The organism is Bacillus paramobilis (assembly GCF_038096195.1).
GTDB lineage: Bacteria > Bacillota > Bacilli > Bacillales > Bacillaceae_G > Bacillus_A > Bacillus_A mobilis.
The window spans coordinates 3,237,776-3,258,805 of the sequence record NZ_CP151108.1; the positions used below are offsets into that span (position 1 = coordinate 3,237,776).

General features: G+C 33.9%; 22 protein-coding genes and 3 pseudogenes. 7 read left to right on the plus strand and 18 right to left on the minus strand.

From position 1 onward, the window contains the following. Positions 1-22 precede the first annotated feature (22 nt). Positions 23-799, minus strand: coding sequence for a hypothetical protein (locus tag AABL52_RS16570; protein WP_000014093.1), 777 nt, complete (start codon positions 797-799; stop codon positions 23-25). 160 nt (positions 800-959) lie between these two features. Beyond that, positions 960-1,385, minus strand: coding sequence for a GerW family sporulation protein (gene ytfJ / locus AABL52_RS16575; protein WP_000349987.1), 426 nt, complete (start codon positions 1,383-1,385; stop codon positions 960-962). 132 nt (positions 1,386-1,517) lie between these two features. Between ytfJ and AABL52_RS16580 the strand changes: the two are divergent. Beyond that, positions 1,518-2,303, plus strand: a pseudogene (locus AABL52_RS16580) (GNAT family N-acetyltransferase). A gap of 25 nt (positions 2,304-2,328) precedes the next feature. Here the strand turns inward: AABL52_RS16580 and AABL52_RS16585 are convergent. From AABL52_RS16585 to AABL52_RS16610, 6 genes are all read right to left on the minus strand, one after another. After that, on the minus strand, positions 2,329-3,153 hold the full coding sequence (locus AABL52_RS16585) for a phosphotransferase family protein (RefSeq protein ID WP_341519734.1): 825 nt from the start codon (positions 3,151-3,153) through the stop codon (positions 2,329-2,331). A gap of 89 nt (positions 3,154-3,242) precedes the next feature. Continuing rightward, positions 3,243-3,671, minus strand: coding sequence for a GNAT family N-acetyltransferase (locus AABL52_RS16590; RefSeq protein WP_098486394.1), 429 nt, complete (start codon positions 3,669-3,671; stop codon positions 3,243-3,245). Further along, entirely contained in the window at positions 3,668-4,039 is a 372-nt protein-coding gene (locus tag AABL52_RS16595) for a cupin (protein ID WP_341517976.1), read from the minus strand. The genes AABL52_RS16590 and AABL52_RS16595 overlap by 4 nt, the downstream gene beginning before the upstream one ends. Positions 4,040-4,051: 12 nt before the next feature. Beyond that, on the minus strand, positions 4,052-4,537 hold the full coding sequence (locus AABL52_RS16600; protein WP_073518551.1) for a GNAT family N-acetyltransferase: 486 nt from the start codon (positions 4,535-4,537) through the stop codon (positions 4,052-4,054). Further along, entirely contained in the window at positions 4,534-5,094 is a 561-nt protein-coding gene (locus tag AABL52_RS16605; RefSeq protein ID WP_341517977.1) for a 2'-5' RNA ligase family protein, read from the minus strand. The genes AABL52_RS16600 and AABL52_RS16605 overlap by 4 nt, the downstream gene beginning before the upstream one ends. A gap of 6 nt (positions 5,095-5,100) precedes the next feature. Continuing rightward, complete coding sequence (locus tag AABL52_RS16610) at positions 5,101-5,667, minus strand: GNAT family N-acetyltransferase (RefSeq protein ID WP_340421590.1); 567 nt, start codon at positions 5,665-5,667, stop codon at positions 5,101-5,103. Between the two features lie 137 nt (positions 5,668-5,804). Between AABL52_RS16610 and AABL52_RS16615 the strand changes: the two genes are divergently transcribed. Then, complete coding sequence (locus AABL52_RS16615) at positions 5,805-6,431, plus strand: DUF1648 domain-containing protein (RefSeq protein ID WP_001065173.1); 627 nt, start codon at positions 5,805-5,807, stop codon at positions 6,429-6,431. Between the two features lie 26 nt (positions 6,432-6,457). On the opposite strand, the gene AABL52_RS16620 is transcribed toward AABL52_RS16615, so the two are convergent. Next, a complete protein-coding gene (locus AABL52_RS16620; protein ID WP_341517978.1) occupies positions 6,458-7,570 on the minus strand; it encodes a metallophosphoesterase in 1,113 nt (370 codons plus the stop codon). A 121-nt stretch (positions 7,571-7,691) separates the two neighbouring features. Then, positions 7,692-8,114: a GNAT family N-acetyltransferase gene (locus tag AABL52_RS16625; RefSeq protein ID WP_001025905.1), complete on the minus strand. Its 423-nt coding sequence runs from the start codon at positions 8,112-8,114 to the stop codon at positions 7,692-7,694. Between the two features lie 130 nt (positions 8,115-8,244). Between AABL52_RS16625 and AABL52_RS16630 the strand changes: the two genes are divergently transcribed. Further along, positions 8,245-9,645, plus strand: coding sequence for a PLP-dependent aminotransferase family protein (locus AABL52_RS16630; protein ID WP_341517979.1), 1,401 nt, complete (start codon positions 8,245-8,247; stop codon positions 9,643-9,645). Positions 9,646-9,691: 46 nt separating this feature from the next. Here the strand turns inward: AABL52_RS16630 and AABL52_RS16635 are convergent, their stop codons facing one another. Together AABL52_RS16635 and AABL52_RS16640 are read right to left on the minus strand one after the other, a co-directional pair. Beyond that, entirely contained in the window at positions 9,692-10,537 is an 846-nt protein-coding gene (locus AABL52_RS16635) for a YitT family protein (protein WP_073518559.1), read from the minus strand. Positions 10,538-10,706: 169 nt separating this feature from the next. Beyond that, positions 10,707-11,915 (minus strand): macrolide family glycosyltransferase, encoded by a 1,209-nt coding sequence (locus tag AABL52_RS16640; RefSeq protein WP_341517980.1) that lies wholly within the window; start codon positions 11,913-11,915, stop codon positions 10,707-10,709. A 385-nt stretch (positions 11,916-12,300) separates the two neighbouring features. Here AABL52_RS16640 and AABL52_RS16645 point away from each other — a divergent pair, with 385 nt between their 5' ends. From AABL52_RS16645 to AABL52_RS16655, 3 genes are read left to right on the plus strand one after another with little or no spacing between them, the layout of a single operon-like run. Continuing rightward, entirely contained in the window at positions 12,301-13,179 is an 879-nt protein-coding gene (locus AABL52_RS16645; protein ID WP_341517981.1) for a nitrate reductase, read from the plus strand. A 23-nt stretch (positions 13,180-13,202) separates the two neighbouring features. Continuing rightward, complete coding sequence (locus AABL52_RS16650; RefSeq protein ID WP_341519735.1) at positions 13,203-14,090, plus strand: GNAT family N-acetyltransferase; 888 nt, start codon at positions 13,203-13,205, stop codon at positions 14,088-14,090. After that, positions 14,083-14,796, plus strand: coding sequence for a class I SAM-dependent DNA methyltransferase (locus AABL52_RS16655; protein ID WP_341517982.1), 714 nt, complete (start codon positions 14,083-14,085; stop codon positions 14,794-14,796). The genes AABL52_RS16650 and AABL52_RS16655 overlap by 8 nt, the downstream gene beginning before the upstream one ends. Before the next feature lie 20 nt (positions 14,797-14,816). On the opposite strand, the gene alr is transcribed toward AABL52_RS16655, so the two are convergent. After that, a complete protein-coding gene (gene alr, locus AABL52_RS16660) occupies positions 14,817-15,992 on the minus strand; it encodes an alanine racemase (protein ID WP_097845664.1) in 1,176 nt (391 codons plus the stop codon). 171 nt (positions 15,993-16,163) lie between these two features. Between alr and AABL52_RS16665 the strand changes: the two genes are divergently transcribed. Further along, positions 16,164-16,625 carry a DinB family protein gene (locus AABL52_RS16665; RefSeq protein WP_341517983.1) on the plus strand — a complete coding sequence of 154 codons (462 nt, stop codon included), beginning with the start codon at positions 16,164-16,166 and terminating at the stop codon, positions 16,623-16,625. Between the two features lie 8 nt (positions 16,626-16,633). On the opposite strand, the gene AABL52_RS16670 is transcribed toward AABL52_RS16665, so the two are convergent. The 5 genes and pseudogenes from AABL52_RS16670 to AABL52_RS16690 form a co-directional block, all read right to left on the minus strand. Then, a complete protein-coding gene (locus AABL52_RS16670; protein ID WP_341517984.1) occupies positions 16,634-17,815 on the minus strand; it encodes an MFS transporter in 1,182 nt (393 codons plus the stop codon). 174 nt (positions 17,816-17,989) lie between these two features. Continuing rightward, entirely contained in the window at positions 17,990-18,535 is a 546-nt protein-coding gene (locus tag AABL52_RS16675) for a MarR family winged helix-turn-helix transcriptional regulator (RefSeq protein WP_341517985.1), read from the minus strand. Between the two features lie 146 nt (positions 18,536-18,681). After that, positions 18,682-19,458, minus strand: coding sequence for a Cof-type HAD-IIB family hydrolase (locus AABL52_RS16680; protein ID WP_341517986.1), 777 nt, complete (start codon positions 19,456-19,458; stop codon positions 18,682-18,684). Positions 19,459-19,464: 6 nt separating this feature from the next. Then, a pseudogene (locus AABL52_RS16685) lies at positions 19,465-19,965 on the minus strand (histidine phosphatase family protein); the annotation flags it as partial. Between the two features lie 141 nt (positions 19,966-20,106). Further along, positions 20,107-21,007: pseudogene (locus AABL52_RS16690) on the minus strand (RNA-guided endonuclease InsQ/TnpB family protein). Positions 21,008-21,030 lie beyond the last annotated feature (23 nt).

Sequence of the window (21,030 nt, forward strand, 5' to 3'; positions counted from 1 at the left end):
TGACTTCATGCGCCAAGTTTTCTTAGTCCACAACCCATTGCCATTCCTGTTCTTTCTTATCAAAAATGAGCCAACCTGTCTCTGTTGCTTCTTCTTTCAATTCATCGATATTATCTAGTACCTCATCCGTACTTTCATACGAACCAACTACATATACCGGAATTTCAAGACCTCTTCTTGACTCTATTTTCCCTGCTAGATCAATATAAAGACCATCTTCCATTAATGGAATAAGCCCCATAATCACTTCTTTCGAAATTGCTGGGAAAATTTTCGATTTTTGGAACAAAGAAAAACGTTTCTTACCGAAAGCACCGAGTTTATAAGGAATGACTTTACTTAACATTCCTACAAAATCAGCAATTCTACGATAATACACTTTGTTGTACCATCCATCATCATGTGAAAAATAAACAAATCTATTTTTCAATAGCGGAAAGAATGTTCTTGCAAGTGGTTCTTTTTTGTGAGCCAAATATAAAAGCTCCGCAATTTCTTTTGGCTCTAATTCATCTAAATCGCTTGCATCATCAAAATCTACCCAACAAAATTCATCAAATTCATCAATCTCTGCTTGAATTAGCTTATGTATATTTTCTTCCTCAACATATTCAAATAAAGTATGATAATGAAAATCTGTCCATTCAAAGTTATGCTTCAAAAGCAACACTTGATGAAGCGGTGAAGGGATGTTACTTGCAAACTCTTTAAACGTAATTCCTGATGTAATAAAACAATGACCCCGACGATTACCATTAATATATATCATATTCTTTACTTGGTCAGATCCTCCAGACAAAGCACCTAGCCACCTTCGTTTTATATGTTTCAATTCTATAGCATATTTTAACATGAAAAATTTTAGAAACATAGAAAAAAATTCAAAAACTATTTACAATTTCATGTGTTTTATTACATAGTGATTACAAGAAAAAACGCCTGCTCGTAAGCAGGCGTTTTTAAAGGATTTCATCTGGGTTTTGAGGATGATGATTTCCCTCTTTCTTTTCATCTTTTTGGAACATCGATTGAATTTTATCAATTGTTTGTGGAGCTAATTCAATCATTTTTTCTGCTAAATGTGTCGCATTTTGTAGATGCAGAATATTTACTCCATCTTTATTCACTACAAGAAATGCTACTGGTGTAATAGAAACACCACCCGCGCTACCGCCACCAAATGCAGGGTTACCGTTCGCTCTTTGTCCATCATTCGTTTGGAAATCAGAACCTCCTGCTCCAAACCCGAACGCTACTTTAGAAACCGTTAACACCACACCACCGTCAGCCGTTTGAACAGGCTCTCCAACAATCGTATTTACATCGACCATTTCTTTTAAATTTTCCATTGCCGCTTTCATTAACCCTTGAATTGGATGATCCACCGTTCATAACCTCCTTTGTCATATCTTTCCTAGTTTTTCCGAAAGTTGGTGAACTAAACATAAAATTTTATATTGATTTCAAAAAACTTAAGTTGTAATATTTAGAAAAATAAAAAAAGAGGTGGATTCTTTATGATGAGAAAATTAACAAAGAAAGATCATGAACAAGTATTCGCTTACCTAAAAGAAGAAGCAGCCCTTAACTTGTTTATTATTGGGGATTTAGAAGCTTTCGGTTATGAAACAGACTTTCAAGAATTATAGGGCGTATTTAAAGAGAATGGAACATTAAAATCGATTTTACTCCGCTTCCATGATGCATTTATACCCTATAGTAAAGAAGAATTTGTTACCATTGATTATGAGGCACTTATTTCCGCCTATAGGCCGCTTAAAATCTCTGGCAAATCAACTATTGTAGAAAAATTTGAAACCGCTCCGAGTATACAACTAGGTGTCAAAAATGAAATGTATTTTTGTGAATGTCTAAATGACAACAACTTACCTATTACGCCTGTCCAAGAAACAATTAAACTTGCCACACTAGATGATGTACAGCGAATAATGCAATTACGAAGTAACATAGCTGAATTCCCGACTGCTAATGAATCAGAAAATATACTAAGACAAGCTCTCGAAACAAATACAGGACGTACGTATTATATTGAAAAAAACGGCGCTATTATTGCATCTGCCTCAACTTCCGCTGAGAATTCATTATCCGCCATGATAGTTGGAGTATGTACACACCCGAATTATCGCGGGAGCGGTTATGCTTCGCTTATATTACAGAAAATGATTCGGGACTTTACGAATGAAGGCCGAACACTTTGCTTGTTTTATAACAATCCGACTGCTGGACGAATTTATAAACGATTAGGGTTTAAAGATATCGGAATGTGGACGATGTATCGATAATAAAAAGCCGATTTAAAATCGGCTTTTATACATACGGTGCTATTCCAGCTTCAAAGGCTTTTTTATCATTATTTAGTACACCAAATAATGCTTCTTGAAGCGCAAATGTACTCTTATAAAAATACATTCGTTCCTTTACTACTTCTAAATTAGGATAATGGGCTGCAAATAGTTGTAAAAACTCCTCTCCATAACTAGCTAATATCCCTGCAAAATCATAAGCAGGATCCCCAATGCTCGCACCACCAAAATCTATGACTCCTGAAATATCCTTTTTTGTTGCACTATATAAAATGTTTGTCATGCCAAAATCCCCATGAACAAGACTCGATGTAAAATTAAAATGACTCTCTTCATTTAAATACGTTTCAAAAGATAATGAAACTTCTTTTTTTGCCTCTTCTCTCATATATGGATAAACATAATCTTTTAATTGACTATACAAACTATTTATTTCTGAATACATATCAGCACTATCATATTGCATAATACCTTCAAATGTAGATAACGGAATTTCGTGCAACTCTTTTAAAAATCCCGCCAATGTGCACGCAAGTTTCTGTAATTGCTTTTCTTCATTTATTCCCGTAAAAAAAATTTTCCAAAACGGTTCCCCTTCAATCATTTCATATCCTGCAAATACTTTCCCTGTTACTTCATCGTGAAACCTTTGATAACTTAGGTTGGGAATTTGAAGCGTAATGAAGGATCTTATTTTCTCTAACAACTGTATTTCTATTCGAAGTTTCTGAATACCTTTTTCATATTTCGGAAAACGGAATACTACATTATCATTTACAATTAATACATCATTATTTTGGCCAACTTCATTTATATTAGCTGATTTTATTTATAATTCAGGACAAACCCTTTGTAAATACGAAACATACTCATTTTCTTTTCTCATTCTTTCCCCTCTCCCGTTCAAGCCTATTGTTCTCACTTCAAAGTCATAATTACCTGTCTTTCAACAAACCCAAACTCTTCGTACATCTCTTTCGCAAAATTTCCAGCAAATACATTTAAACGAATTTCTGAATAATTCTTTTGTAATTCCTTAATACCAGCCTCCATTAACTTTCTTGACAATCCTTTCCCACGGTACTCTGGAAAAACATACAATTCGTATATAAACCCTAGTTTTTCATGAGAAAAATAGTCCGTATTTTCCCCTATTAATATCCATCCCATTACATTGTTTTCTTCTTTAACGACTAAATAATATGCTCCCTTTTCTACAATCGGCCTTGTAAGTTCAATTGCTTTCTCTGTACTTAACTGGCAATTCCCTCTTGTCCCTTCAAAAAGTGATTGAGCTGCATATTGTATTATTTTGCCCGTTTCTTCCCGATTTGCCTTTTCTATCATTTTTCACAACTCTCCTCTTTAATAGGCATTAATATCGATTGTTCCAGTTCCTCCGCTTCCATAACAATTCCCATCAACCCCTTTTCCGTACTCGTTTCATGAAATTCGCCCTTCTCCCAAAACACAGCTTGTCCCGCTTTCACCTTCACTTTTTCTTTATCTTCTCCGCATACATATCCTTCGCCGCCCACAATAAGAAGCAGTTGCGATACAACTGCTTCATGATATCCAATTATTCCATTCTCTTTTAAATGCATAGCACCAATATGTATTTTCCCTTGATGATTTAATATTTTCGACATTATGAAATTAGATTGAAATGCTGTGATTTGCTTTCCCACTACTTCACTACAATCAAAAATTTTCATTACTGGCCCTCCTTATACGTATAAAACCATCCTTACTGTCTGCATCATATGTCCTTCAAAATCTTCTTCAAATTCCTCTAATTGTGCAAAACCTTTCGCTTCATAAAAATGTTTTCCTTTTTCATTTGCTGCTTCTACATGAATATATAATTTCCGAATTCCTTTTAATGCCGTTAACCCTTTTTGTAATAAAGCACTTCCTATCCCTTTCCCTTGCTGATCTGGTAACAAATAAATCGCACCTAATTCTGCTTCATTTTGCAGTCTAACAGGTGAAAAATTCGCAAAGCCAATTACTTCTCCCTCTTCTTCCGCAACGAATAAATGTGTATTTTCGAGACGATATTTCATTTTTTCATCAGAATAAGCCTCGTCTAAGAAACTGTCTTGAATCTCTCTCGGAATAATACCTTCGTACGTATCATGCCAAGCTATTTTCGCTACTGATTGTACAGCGTGAATATCTTCTTGCTTCATTTCTCTAATTACATATGTCATCTCGATGTCTCCATTCTCTTAAAATTATATTCTGCTAATATACTAGAAGAAATGGCAGAACCATTTTCATAATTCACCTTAATTAATTTTAATTTTTCAATTGAAGCTATTGCGTAATCAAATTTTTCATATATATATTCCATTACACTTAAAAACTGATTTGCATGTAACTTAATTGCAATTGTACAATGCGGAACCCATTTTCCAGGCACATAATATGAATTTAAATTATCATGAAAAGTTTTAAAATAATCATGATAAGAATGATGAATTCTTAACAATTCATCGGTAATAGTCGGTGCTAGAAAGATTGTTCCGTTAGTAGGAAAAGTTCCAACAGAAGGAAAAGTTACCTCAGCCATATTCTCTTGAGCTGCTACAAACTCCTCTAATTTCTCCTTATATAAATGAACGTCTAACTCATGGTAATCAGCTAATGTAATATGAGGTTCTACTCCTGCTAATTGATTTGTGCCAATGATATTTGTTATTTCATTTTGCAATTCTATAATTTTATTAGTAAACACACGATCAAATGTAGCAATAATAGCGTACATACTTCCTCACCCCTCCGTTACATATAGCGCTTCCCATTCTTCACGAATCATACCCATTCGAATAGAATCATAGTATGTTCCGTTGTAATAACGGCATTTGCGCATTCTACCTTCTAAAGTCATTCCTATTTTCTCCGCTACTTTCATCATTCGTTCATTACCAGACCAAGTCGTGATTCCTACCCTACCAATTTCCATCTTTTCAAATAGTAAATCTCGATATAACATTAACGCTTCTGTACCGTAGCCACCATTCCAGTAATTTGGATTATAAATAACAAGCCCCATCTCCAACCAACGCGTCGGTTTATGCTCCCAATAAAATCCGATTGTTCCTATAATTTGGCCGTTATGTTCTATAATTAATTTAGATAGAGGTTCTTCTTTTAAACGTGTTTGCATCCCCTCTTTATAAGATGGGTATTCTTGCATTAGAAACGGAAAATACGGTGCATCCCATTTTTTCCATTCTGGATTTTTTTCTTTAAATACGAGATTCCATAATGGGTTTATATCTGATTCTTCAATTGTACGAATTGTAACTTTATCCCCTTTTACTATTACGTTTTGCATAATTTTCCTCCTACAACTCTCTTTATTTCATATATAATTATAATATTTTTTCAGAAAAATCAAAACAAATATCATTTATTATATTGTATAATTTTGTTATAAGATACCAATTATTCATGTAGAAAGCTGGTGATTCAATGAATAATCGATTTAGTATTGCTTTATTTCTCACTATTATTACGACAAATAGTATTCTCTATTTTTTCTTACCTTCAAGTATTGTTACGAAATGGGACTTCAATGGAACGCCTACATCAACAATGGATAAAAGCACTTTTGTTATCGTAAATATAATTATATGTTCCTTCTTATTCTTTTTATTTTTAGCTTTATCTAAAGCAGCCAGTAACCAGAAATCTCACCTTTGGATCGGCAACACAATTTTACTTTTTTTATTTTTTGTCGATATTGTCATCGCCCTCATCGCTCTTGGCTATGCACTCCCTCTTGATCATTTCATATTTATAGCATTAGGGATTTTATTTATATTGATAGGCTATTTCAGTTCCAAAATTGATACGACTAAATCTACAGTTTCATTGGAATGGAATGATAAGCACCTTGAAAAAAGAGCTTCAAATATTTGTAGTATTTCAATGATAATAGCAGGTATTTTCCTAGCTGGACTTCCATTTATCGTTTCTGCTCCGTATAGAGGTTATGCTATACTCACAATTATTTTAGGGATGACGATTGTCATTTTACCGAGTACGATTTATTTACTTATGAAAGACAGCAAGCAATCTACTCATATAAAAAGATAATAAAAAAATAGGAGGCTCCATACCTCCTATTTCATCTTTTCTATCTCAACTAAAATACCTTTCTCTATCCAGCCTTCTATTCCATCTCTTTTAACTAAATCATATCCTGAACAACTGCCATCAATGAGAGAAACAATGTCCCCTTTTCTTACGCTTATTTGTGCACAAGAAATATCGGTTTTCACAGTGTATTCACCTGAATTAAGTTGCCTAATATATTCATTTTTCACAAAGAGTAATTTATTCGTTTCTCTTTGCTTACATATCCTATAATCTTTCAACTTCTCCATAGGCTCTATGTAATAATACGGATATGTCACCCCGCCCTGCATGTCTGAATTCGCATTAAAATCTGCTATCACTTCATACTCTGGAAAATAATCTACATATGTATAAGAAAACATATCATCTGCTCTTGTCCTCTGAATGATAAATGCGTTTAATTGCCCTGCCTCTTTAATCGCATTTCCACCGTCAATCGCAATAATCTTTTTCTCCTTATCAATAACTGGATTGTTAGACGGTGCGTTGTCTGAATAGTTTACAACAGGCCAATGACCGACAACTACGTACTTATTTGCTCTATGTGATTTATTGAAAAACTCCGGCATTGCTATCGCATTTTTTCGTTCCGTTTCTTTCCAATCTTCTCTATCTTCAAGGCCAGCATGTACAAAGATATAATCTTCTGTTTCAATCGCTGTTGGTAATTCTGTTAGCCACTTTATTTCTTTTGAAAAATGGCTCATTAATACTTCCCTTACTTTTTGAATAGACGTATCTTCATGAATAGAGAAATGCACACATTCTAACCATTCATTAAAAATCGAATGCTTTCTCGTACATAAATAATTGATAAGACCAGGATTTTCATTTAAAAGCGCATCAACTAAAACTTCACAATTCCCTTCAACAACGTGAACATTTGAATTATTCTTTACAAGATTCATTACGTAGTTTACTACACCGATGCTATCTTTTCCTTTCTCACAAAGATCACCATTAATAATTAAATAATCTTCATCTTTAAAATTAACTTTATGTAGTAATTCTTTTAAAAGTGGTAATTCTCCATGAATATCAGATATTACGATTACTCTAACATCATTAGGGATTGATAGTTTCTTTATTTTTTCCAAGTATAAGCGCTCCAATCATTCTCTGTATTATTTATATAAAAAATAATTCAACAACATAAATTATAAACCTTTCTAAAAGAAATAGGTTCTATATATTATGTCATATAGAACCTACCCTTCTTTATAATTCTTTATGAAAAGAATAGCTTACCTTATCATAGCCTTCTCTTTCATAAAAGCGGTGAGCGTCTAATCTAGGAAACGCTGATGTAAGAGCGATGGACTCACATTCATTTTCTTTTCCCCAGTTCTCTATATACGAGAGTAATACTTTCCCATATCCTTTTGAACGATGTGCTTCCGCAGTTACAAGGTCATACACAAAAACATGTTTCTCATTATAAAAATTCGTACAAATCGCTACACCAGCTAGACTAACAACTTCACCCTCTTCATTACGTAGCGAAAATAGTTTATAATTTTCTTCTTTCATTTTTTGAAATAAAGAACTTGCTTCTTCTTTTGAAAGTTTCGTTCGTAATTGCTGTAATACCGGGAATACATCATGTAAGTCTGCCTCTGTTACTACCGCTCTAATATTCATTATGAATCTCTCCTTACTATTTATAAAATTTTCTAAATGTTATATCATCATTATAAGAAACAACTGCCCTTAACTTAAGTGACAGTTCTATTCTTTTTTATAAGGCCAGTATAAAGAGGAGCGTCTACGAATGGATCTTACTATCCCCTTACAATTACAAAGTAAAACACCCATTTACATACAGATTTACGAATATATAAAACGAGAAATTTCTCATGGATCACTATGTGCCGGTACACGCCTTCCTTCTCATAGAAATTTAGCTATGCAACTTAATGTGAGCCGTATTACAGTTGAATCTGCTTATCAACAATTACTAGCTGAAGGGTATGTAGAAAGTAAACCGAAGCGTGGGATTTTTGTTGCAGAAGTTGATATCGATGTCATTCAAAAGAAACAGCAAATTGCATCAAACAGTGCTAACAATATAGAAAACGAACAATATGATTATGATTGTAGTCAAGGACTTATTGATCAAAAAGCTTTTCCGATAACAAACTGGAAAAAAGCAATAAATGAGACTTTATTTCAGTATGAAAATGAATTGTTTGCTAAAGAAGATCCACAAGGTGAGCTCGTTCTACGAGAACATATTTCAAAGTATTTATATCATGCTCGCGGGGTACACTCTTCACCTGATAAAATTATTATCGGTGCAGGCACGCAGCCTCTTCTTTGGCTACTACTCCAGTTACTTGGTTCAAAAAAGGCATATGGAATCGAAAATCCTGGATTTCACCGTATACCTGCTATGATTCAAAGTTCTGGCCTCCGCGTTCACCCTATCCCTTTAGATGATAAAGGGATTCATATTCCCGCTTTACGTGAATCAGGTTCCAATGTAGCGTATGTCACTCCATCTCACCAATTTCCACTTGGAATCATTATGCCGCTATCTAGAAGACTCGAGTTATTAAAATGGGCGAATGATTGTAAAGGCTATATTATTGAAGATGATTACGACGGGGAATTTCGCTATATAGGAAAACCTATTCCTTCTTTACAAGGGCTAGATTCAAATGAACGTGTTATTTATATGGGAACTTTCTCAAAATCTTTTTTACCTTCTTTACGAATGGGATATATCGTTTTACCACCTCATCTATTAGGAGCTTATCAAGAACTTGGTGGTATGTTTAAACAAACAGTTTCTACGCTGCAACAACTTACCTTTGCTACCTTTATTCAAAATGGTGATTGGGAACGCCATATTAACCGTAGCCGCACGTTATATAAAAGAAAACATATTTCTTTAATTAAATCTATTACAAACGAAATGGGAAATAACGTTCATGTACTTGGTGAACAATCTGGACTTCATATCGTACTTCACGTTCATAACGGGATGAATGAACAAGAACTTATTCATGCGGCTGCGAAACAACGTATTAAGTTATACCCTCTCTCCACATACGATTCTGTTCATAATATAAGGGAGGAGTCGTATGTATTGCTCGGTTTTGGCAGTATTCCAGAGAATCGTATCGAAACTGTTGTCCAATTACTGAAAAAAGCCTGGTTCCCTAAATAAGAATAGCTCCACGCAAGTTATACTTACGTGGAGCTATCTTCATTCACTATTTTTCTGATTTCGCTGTTCTTCCTGGTCGTTTAACACCTGTTGTTTCTGTTGAATAGGAAGCTTCAATGATAGCAGTTGGATCTACAGAGAGAACGAGATCTTTCATTTTCGGATAAATGAAACGGTTTGTAATACAATAAATAATTCTCTTTTCTTCTCCTAAAAAACCACCTTCTCCATGTAGATACGTAACAGATAATTGCAATTCTTTCATAAGTAGATCGCCTATTTCTTTATTTTTACCAGAAATAATCATAACGCTCTTTCCTTGATTTATACCATCTAATATGAAATCAATCATCTTCGTAACAATATAGAAAATTGCTAATGAGAACATCGCTTGTTCGATTGAAAATAAAATCGCTACAAATGTGAAAATAACTGCATTTACAGCAAGTAAGAATGTACTAATTGGTACTTTAAAGTGTTTGTTCATCCAAACTGCTAACATTTCTGATCCATCTATTGCTCCGCCCATTTTCACTACAATACCAACACCAATTCCAAATAGGACTCCACCATAAAGTACAATTAATAATTCAGAAGTGGTAATCGCTGGAAATGGTTTTAAATAGATTAATCCAAGTGTTGTAACAACATTTGCATAAGATGTACGGATGAAGAACTTCTTCCCCATTACTTTTGCAGTAAAAAGGAGGATAGGAATATTAAGTCCTAAAAACACTCCGTAAAGTGGTAATCCGGCAACTTTATTTGCCATAATAGCAATGGCCGTTACCCCGCCATCTACTAATCCATTAGGTGCTAAAATAAGCTCTAATGAACCCGCTACAATAATCGATCCAATTGTTAATAATACGTATTCAAATACTTTCTTCATTCATTACCCCCAAAACTTATGTATTTTCTTAGTATTATTTTAACGTAATTTTACTACTAATTCAAAGATATGAGTTTATATACACAAAAGTTTCACCTTTGCAGTGATTTTTTATGTAATTTATTTATAGAAACACACTTACATATTACAGTAAGTGTGCTCCAAACATTTATTTAAGTTTTGAGTATGAATTCATTTTCATTTTTAATATTTCATCAACTGCCCTATTATACCCACCAGCATTTCGAAGTGACTCTCCAACTTTACGACTATTTTCCTTAAACGTTACATCATCCATTACTTTTTCTACAGCTTCACGTAACGATTCAGAAGTTAATTCTTTACGATTAAGCCTTATTCCAGCTCCTACTTCACTCACTCGTTTCGCAACTAAAGGCTGATCTCCTGTTACTGGAATTACAACTAACGGGACACCGTAATATAGTGCTTCACTCGAACTATTCATACCACCGTGTGTCACGAATACATCAGTATGCTGTAATATTTCTAATTGCGGCACGTAATTATACAACATAAAGTTATTCGGAATGTTTTCAAATTGACTTATATTTATCTTCTTACCAGCAACTATTATGACTGTCGCTTCTACATCTTTAAACGCTTCAAAACATTTTTCATATAGCTCAGGTTGTTCATTAAAAACTGTTCCCATAGAAATGAAAATCAATTTTTTATCCTTTAAATCTACCATAGGAAAGCTGCCTACTTCTTTACGCGTAGCAATTGATGGGCCGACGAACTTATACGATTCATCGAATACATCTGAACGCGGCTGGTATTCTTTTGAAGTATATACGATAGTAATATCTCCAGGATGATTCATAATATCATACATACTATTACATTTCATTCCATACTGCCTATTCCATTTTTCCATTCCCGCTAAACAAGATAGATATAATGGATTCGTTTCGTCTACTTGTCTTGATTCTTGTTCATCATTAAAAGTAATGTACTGATTAAAAGCAAATGTTGTACAAGAAGAAATGCTAGGTAATTTTAAAACATTGGCTATAATACGTCCTACCGGAAAATGATTATCGTATATCAAGTAATCGTACTTTTCCCCTTTTGTTTCTTCTACAATTTGAGTCACAATACGCTCTGATGCTTCAATCATATGAGATAGCATCGACAAAGGACTCCCGCCTTCATTTACTCGTTCCATAATATTAATTTGAGAGAGGAAATTCTCAAACACTCGGAATTCTGCACCTGTTACTTCAATCTTCTTTCTATAATCTTCAATACAATACGAAACAACTGTCTCCCCTCGCCGAATTAACTCACTTACAATAGCTAAAGTCGGATTTATATGACCTTCTCCAGGGAAATTTATTACGAGTACATTTGCCATCATATTCTCTCCTATCTAATATAATTAATAATTAATTATATTAATCAATTTAAAACTATTATATAGGAATCTATTCTACTTCTTCATATTCTTCTCTTCATTTTATTATTGAGAAATATTTTTCATAACCTACATTATAACTCTCATAAAAACACGATTAACTCTTCATTTACTGAAAAATACGAGATTTACATTCGGGTATTTTTATAGATTTATCACCGGAATATTATTTTGATAATTCATACAAAACTAGAAAAATAATATTTCCATACTGATTTCTCACTATAAATTTATTTAAGTTCTATGTTGTCCTCATCATTATCCACTTGGAACATATTCTGTTATATAATAAATTTATAGAATTTACAGAAAAAGGAGCCACTTCATGCTACAACAACTATTCACTTCACCTATTTTATCTGTTCAAACTTTACACCCAGGTTATGAAGACCATGCAAGCGATGTGTTTCTCGTCCAAACAGAAGATGCAGAAGTCATCGTTCGTTCTTCTAAAATGAATGAAGAACCAAATAATGATTTTTGGTGGGGATGTAAAAACCTATTTGGAATTGATCCAAGGAACGTACATCATTTAGAAGCTGTACATACATTGCTGCAAGCACATACTCATCTTCCTATCCCAGCAATATTAGAAAAACATATTTTAAATGGTCGTGAATTCGTTGTAGCCGAAAAGTTAGTAGGTAACACAGTTCAATCTTTTATCGGGCAACCTGATTCTATTTTATTCAGTCTAGGAAAAGCGCTTGCAGAAATACATACATTTAAAGCCGATTACATAGGAAATGTGTCAGGTTCCTTCCAAATTACACTAGATGAATTCCAATCACACATTTTGAATGTGAGTAAAGAGCTTGTGACTATGTTTTATTCCGATAATGAAAGCATACAAAGCGCATTTCCTACTTTTGAATCACAACTTTCTTCCTTACCAGCACCAAAGAAATCAACGCTCGTTTTAATTGATATGGATCCTACTCAGTTTTTATCAAATGGTACATCTATTACAGGCTTAGTAGATACAGAAGCCTATGCAGTTGCTCCAAGGGAGTTTGATTTTATCGGCTTAGAATATATATTTACTGAAAAAGAGGCTCATGCTTTTAAACTAGGTTACGAAACCATCATGCCCATTCCTGACCTTGCAGAATGTAGATCTCCCTATCGATATTTGTACCGATTATTATCTGTTCAGGGCAGCGTGGAGTTAGAAAAGTGGCTAAGTCATCCATCCTATTTTTAAATACGAATGCGAGGGATTATGAAATGACTATTGAACAAAAGAAATCTTTAACAGCGAACGAAATTCAGCAAATGCAAGATTTAGCTTACATTTGTGGGCAACACGATAAAATTGATTACTCTTCAGATTTACATGTAAACTTTTTAACTGCTCGTAATAATGGAGAGATATATGATTTCCTATTTTATGATAATACTCAATTAATCGGTGCATTAAGTATGTATGACTTTGAAAGACCGACAAAACTGGAGTTAATAGGATTTGTTCATCCGAACTATAGGAAACAACATATAGGCACTACTCTGTTACAAACCGCAATGAAAGAAATACGAATAAAAGGGGCAGATGAAGCTCTTATTATTATAAATGGGGCGTCTGCTTCTGGGAAAGAATTTGCAAAGCATATGAAGTTACCTTATTTATATAGTGAATATAGTATGGCGTTCAAAACAAAAGAAGTGCAAAAAACAGCAAAGAATACTATACAGCTCACTCTTGCATCTTCAGAATCACTTCTTGATCTTATTGAACTTTCCAGTAAAGCTTTTGGAGATTCAGTAGAAAATACCTCTATATGGTTACAAAAAATGATGAATTCACCTTCTTATCAAGTTTACAGTGCTCTTATCGACGAAAAAGTGATAGGAACGATTACAGTTTCTGAGCAAGAACAATCTACTACACTATCAGGCTTCGCCGTTCATCCTTCTTATCAAGGTAAAGGATACGGAAAAGATATTCTTAGTTATATGGTACATACCCTTATTACAAAAGGAATATCAGCAATTGAATTAGACGTCGAAACGAAAAATAACCACGCTTTAAAACTATATACACAATGTGGTTTTGAAATAAAAACAAAGCATGACTATTATAATGTAATGAATTTTGAGGAGAATACATATGTCTAAAAAACTAATTTATTCTGATTATGATATTTTCGCATCCATTTATAATAAACATTGGGGGCATTATGCTGAACACTCTTATCTACTTTTGGAAAAACTCGTTTTACAATATGCACCACCACATTCTCATATTTTAGATCTTTGCTGCGGGACTGGTCACCTTTCTAAGAAATTAATTGATAATACTTTTGTAGTAACTGGTATAGATGGTTCTGCTCAAATGATTGAATACGCACGTCAAAACGCGCCAGACGCAACCTTTATCGTCGATGATGCTCGTTATTTCAATATAAATGAGCTATTTCACTATGTTATCTCTACTGGCGATAGCTTAAACCATATTTTAAAATTAGATGAATTAAAAAATGTTTTTCGTAATGTTTACTCCGTATTACATAGCGAAGGTACATTCGTATTTGATATGAATATGGAGAAAGGTTTTCTTGAAAATTGGGTTTCTTCATTTCATATTTCAGCGGAAGAATATGTTTGTACGATTGATTCTACCTATGATGATAAAAATAAAAAAGCAGTAATGAACTTTATACTATTTAAACATGACATAAATAATACTTGGACAAGAAGTGACTTTTCTTTTGAGGAAGCTTGTTATTCCATTGAAGAAATAATTTCTTCAATGGAATCTGTAGGTTTTAAGAACATTCAAATACACGGTACAAATAGAGCATTTTTCATATGTCAAAAATAAAAAAACTGAATCATATTGATTCAGTTTTTTCTTAGTATATTTACGACAGCAGCCGTTTCATTATTTTCTTTGTAAACACGTGGAATTCTTCTGTCTAACATACATGTAACTTCATAGTTAATTGTACCTAACATATCCGCGATTTCTTCTACTGCAATGTTTTCTTCGCCTTGTTTACCGTAGAATACTACTTCGTCCCCAACTTGTACTGGCATTGCTTTTGAAACGTCTAACATGAGCTGATCCATACAAACACGGCCAATAACAGGTACTCGAACTCCATTGATTAATGCATGCCCTTTATTAGATAACTGACGATTATATCCATCAGCATAGCCAATCGGTACAGTTGCAATCCATTCTTCACCAGTCGTTACATACGTATTCCCATAACTTACACCACGATTCTTCTTCGCATGTTTAATGTGAGCTATTTTTGATTTTAACGACAAAGCAGGCTGTAAAGAAACGACTGCATGATCTACCTCTTTTGAAGGATACATTCCATAAATTCCAATACCTACACGAACCATATTTTGAAATGTATTGCTAAGTTCCATTGATCCAGCACTATTTGAACTATGAATATATGGGATATGAATTCCTAATTCTTTCGCTGCATTGACAGCTTTTTCAAATAAACTTGTTTGCATATTCGTATATGATTTATCAATTTCATCTGCCGTAGAGTAATGCGTAAACATTCCTACTACCTCTATATACTCCATACGGTTTAATTCTTCTAAAAATGGTTTAACCTCTTCTTCTTGTAAACCGATACGACTCATTCCTGTATCAATTTTCACCTGAATTTGCGCTTTCTTTTGAAGACGGTTTGCAATTTCATTTATACCTTGTAAATCTTCACTTCTATAAACAGTCATCATAACGTCATATTGAATTGCCTCTTCCGCAGCTGCTACTGATGTATAACCTAAAATTAAAATCGGCACGTTAATTCCTGCTTCTCTTAACTCTATCGCTTCATCTACAAATGCAACTGCAAGCTGATTTATTCCTGCTTCAATAGCAGCTTTCGCAACTTCAACCGCCCCGTGGCCATACCCATTTGCTTTTACAGCGGCCATCATTGCAATATTTTCATCATTCACTCGTTTTTTAAATTCTTTTACATTATGTTTTACTGCATTTAAGTCAACTTCAATAATTGTATCTCTTCCATATTTCAAACTCATTGGTCTAACTCCTAACTCAATAATTGCATTCCATTCTATTTCACGTTTCATATGACCTTTTACAATATAATACTTTTCAATATGCTAGTCAAACTACTAGAATTTTCGGAATTTTGAGTATGATATAATACCCTTAAGAAACTATTATATACGGAGATGAGGAGAATTACAATGTTTGTAGAATCTGCCTTGCATCAACTTAAAGTTGCTGTTGATACTTCTATTCAAATGTTTAACCAATATAATGAAGCCGATTTAAAAATACAGCCCATTCACGCAAAGCGATCTGTATTTGAAATGTGTGCACATCTTTCTCTTATTTGCCATGCAGATCTATTGATTTTAAATGGTATTACAGAAAAACAACTACACACTTTTTATAAAGAACAAACACCCGAAACAATTACGCAAATGCAACAAACGATGGTACAGGGCTACGATTTACTTTCTAAAACTTTTTTATCCTATTCCAATGAACAATTAGCAGAAATTAAAACTGCTTATTGGGGTATTTCTTATTCACTCTTTGAATGGTTGCTTGAAATTGTTGCACACTTTTATCATCATCGTGGGCAAATTCATATTATATTATGTGAACATACGAAAGATCCTCACATTCCTTTATTTGAGTGATTTTTCACTCATTCATTATTTATAAATAGAGAAGCTATAAAACCAATAAAAAGTATCATTCCTAATAAAATAAACGTTTGAGCATAACTTCCTATTTTCATAAGATAAATAGAAATAATGGGTCCTATACTAGTACCTAAAAATAAAATAAAAGTATAAATAGAAACTGCTATTCCCCTTGCTTTCCCTCCCAATTGGCCGACAAGAGCGACTAAAGACGGAACGGATATAGCAATACCTATTACAAAACAGACACTCATTATGACAAGAGGAGGCAAATACGAAACAAAGCCCATTGCACTTAGACTAAAAATAGCGACTAGCAACCCACCTTGCAGAACTTTCCTTACTTCGAACCTCTTTGTTAAACGACCTGTAAGTGGTGACAGCATCATACCAATTAGCCCCGCTAAGCGAAAATAAAGGATTTGTTCTGCAGTTAAATTATAAGTAGGAGAGCTCAAATAATTCCCTAAAACAGTATACATATTAACAAAAGCCATTAATAAAACAAACGCAATCATATAGCTCAATACTATGCTTTTATGTGTAAAGACTTTACCCATCTGTTTAATCGGTCCAAAAATATCAGTATAAGATTGAGATATCTCCCCTTTCGGAAGAGAATACTGAATCCATACAGCAGTAATCATATAGACAATGCTAAGAAGAAAGAACACCATATGCCATCCAAAATGTTGACTAACAACCGTACTTATTACCTGACCTACAATTCCAGCTACTAAAAAACCGGTACTAACAAATCCTATTGTTGTAACCTTTTTTTCTACTGGAAACATTTCTACAACGTAAGCTAACGCTACCGGAGAAAATGTTGCTGCTGCTATCCCCTGTAAGCCCCTAAAAATAACAAGCCACAATATACTATCCACAAACCCTAAGGAAAACGATATAATCGACAGAGCAAGTAATCCAATAAAGATTACTTTTTTTCGCCCATATTTATCAGAGATTGCCCCAAATAACAAGCAACCTATAGCAAAGCCAACAGAAAATATACTGCCTGTAGCTGCAGCTTGTGCTAGTGAAACATTAAAAAGGTCTGAAAATAGTGCAAGTAAAGGAATTGTTACATATAAGCTAGACATCACTACCATACCCGACCAACATAATACAACGGTCATTATTGTGTAATTTTTTTCACTATTTATTTCCTTTCCTATTTCCATCAGAATATCTCTCCCTTATTACAATTTTTTTATCACTTTAAAGCCTCTAAAGTACGCTTACTTATTTTAATTACATCACAAAAAGTATGACTGTCTCAAAAGTTAGTTAAACATATAATAAGGCAAACTAATTATATTCCCAAATAAATAAGTTGATCCTCATAATCAACTTATTTACCTACCTTCTCCTAATTTCACCTGCATATTTACTTGCATTTTATTTAATAGCTTCTCTAAAACTTGACGCTCTTCTTGATTAAAGTCGTCAACTAACGAAGCGCAAGATAACCAAAAAGTTGGTAAAGAGTGTGTAACTAGTTCTTTTCCTTTCGGAGTAATTTTCACTTTTAATCTTCTTCGATCTTCAGAATGATGGAACCTTACAATTAACTCTCGTTTCTCCATCCAATCTAATAAGCCAGTGACAGAAGCACGTGTTATCCCTAATCGACTCGCGATATCCGAAGGACTCATATTCACTTCTTCCCCATTTGATTCCATTTCACGCAAAATAAACAACAGTAAAAAATCTAATTTACTTTCCGAAATACCAAGCGGAGCTAAATCTACATCAACAGCATCAAGAACATTATCAGACGTCCATAACATTAACAAACCAAGTTTTGCTGCGATTGGATCCGTATCTGCTGATGCCGTCTTTTTTATTAACTCTGCATACGGCCCAATCCCTAAAGGAATAGAATCATTTCTTGCATTCATTCATCTTCACTCTCCTTTCTTTTTAATTAATTAGTTTACCTAACTACTTTTCATTATAATCATATTTTCCCTTTTATTGCAAGAATATTATTACAAAAAAACCCTGTCATAAAAGCAGGATTTTTTACACTGACTAGCTATTATTTTTAAATAATACGAAACTTATTTAAGGCAAAAGAAATACCACCTTCACTTGATTTCGTTGTAACGAAATCCGCTCTTGTTTTTAACTCTTCTCCGCCATTCCCCATCGCAATACCTAATCCTACATACTGCAACATCTCAATATCATTTCTACCGTCACCAAAAGCAACCGCTTCTGATTTACAAATGTTTAAGTGATCCAATACTTTTTGAATTGCAGTTAGCTTGGATACTTTATTATCTTCCAATACATTTATGACATAACCATGAAAACGCTCAAACGTAAGCATAGGATATCTTTCAAGAAATTTTTGAGCTTCGATTTCATCTGCATACAGACATAAGCAATAGATTTCTTCTGACAAATCCCTGCTTTTTTCAGGATACTTCTCTAAATTCAACGTCTCGCTAAGCGCTCGCATTACACGCTCATTATCCGGTGCTACTCCGTTCATTGCAAAATCCTCGGTAAAATAAGAAATACCGTGACCATGTAATTCAGCAAATCTCGAGATATCATGAACCATTTCACGTGAAAGCACTGATTTATGTATAACTTTTTCACCACATTTTATATGGGCACCATTCGCAGAAATAAACGTATTTATGCCTAGTTCTTTAAACTGCGAGCATAAACTATACGGTCTCCCTGTTGTAACAACTACGTGAATCCCTTTTTCTATTAATCTTAGTATCGCTTCCTTTGTACTTTCGTGCATACTTCTATCAATTTCGCTTAAAAGAGTACCGTCAACATCAAAAAATACTACTTTGTACATAGGTCTCTACATCCCGTCCAAATGATTTATATCATTAATGAAATGTACTGTTTTTTGTTCACCATCAATTTCAATTAAGCTTATTCCCGTATCTCCCATTTTAAAATAATAATCCATTGAAATGGGCATTTTGAAAAACGCACGTAAAATACTATTTATTACACCACCATGTGCAACAATTGCAATTCGGTCATATGTATTCTCTATCACGATTTTAGAAAAGATTCCTTCTATTCTCATTCTAAATTCAATAAATGATTCTCCGTTTTCAAAACGATCATGAAGAAACTTTGGTTCTGGATATTTCTTTGCTTCTTCAAAAGATAAGCCAGCTTGTACCCCATTATTAAACTCCATTAATTCCTCTTCTAATTGAATTGGGCATCCAATTCCTTCTGCTAATGTTTCACCAGTTTCGCGAGCACGTTTTAATGTACTTGCCCAAATGAAATCTGGTGGAAAATCTGCTTTCACTTTCTTTACAAGCCTTTGCACTTGCTGTCTTCCGATACGATAAACTTAACTAAATCTATACAATTCAATCAAATTTACACGAGTTAGTGCTTCATCGTGTTCTCGCAACCCCGAAGGGACGAGGGGTATAACACTCCACACGAGGCAGTATCGTTACCTCCTATTATCAAGCAATTATTTTACCCATCTTGATAAATTTATCGCAGCATTTACATCCCTATCGTGATGGCTATTGCAGGAAACACAACACCACTCACGTATTTTTAAACTCCACTGTCCTTCTGATTGAACTGAATGGTCGTATTTTACGCCGCAACATGAGCAAATCTTGCTTGAAGCGAACCATTTATCAGCTTTTACATACTCAACGCCGTACTTCTCACACTTGTATGATAAACATTGAAAGAAGAAGTTTAATTTTTGAAATGAAAATGCTTTCGATAGTTTTTTGTTTTTTAACCTTGGCATCTTTGTTTATATTTCGTTCTTTCATACCATTAGAAGCTACCAACAGCTCTTTTAAACCAACATCCACACCAATCGACTCATCGGTTAGTTCTTGTAATTCAAAGTCTTCTTGGAATCCTACACTAATCCACCAGTGACGACCGTCAAATGTAACTCTTGGATTGGATGGTTTTTTGTTTCTTGGTAGTTGTTGGCTTGTTTTCACTTCTCCAATAGACTGAATATGAACTACTTTCTTTCCTATAATCAGTCTTTCATAATTAGCATAAAATCCTTGGATTAAATCTTTTTTGGATTTATAAGAAGTGTGATAACTATTTTTGTACTTTTTGAACGAATGTTTCCTCGCCGTATCAAAATCTTTTGAAGCCTGTTTAGGAACTTGTGCATTGATGTCTTTTAACCACTCATATTTCTTTCGCTTCTTGATCTTTGTAAATCGTTTCTGTAAAGCTAACTGTGAAACAGATTTTCCAAATAGCTTATAGTATCTATCACTCATTCTTTTACAATAGTTATAAGCAAATCTTGCAGCACCAGCATGGTTTCTAAGCACTCTTTCTTGTTCAGGCGTTGGAATCAGTCTGACTTTCTTCGCCAATATCATCAGAATGTAACTCCTTTAATGAA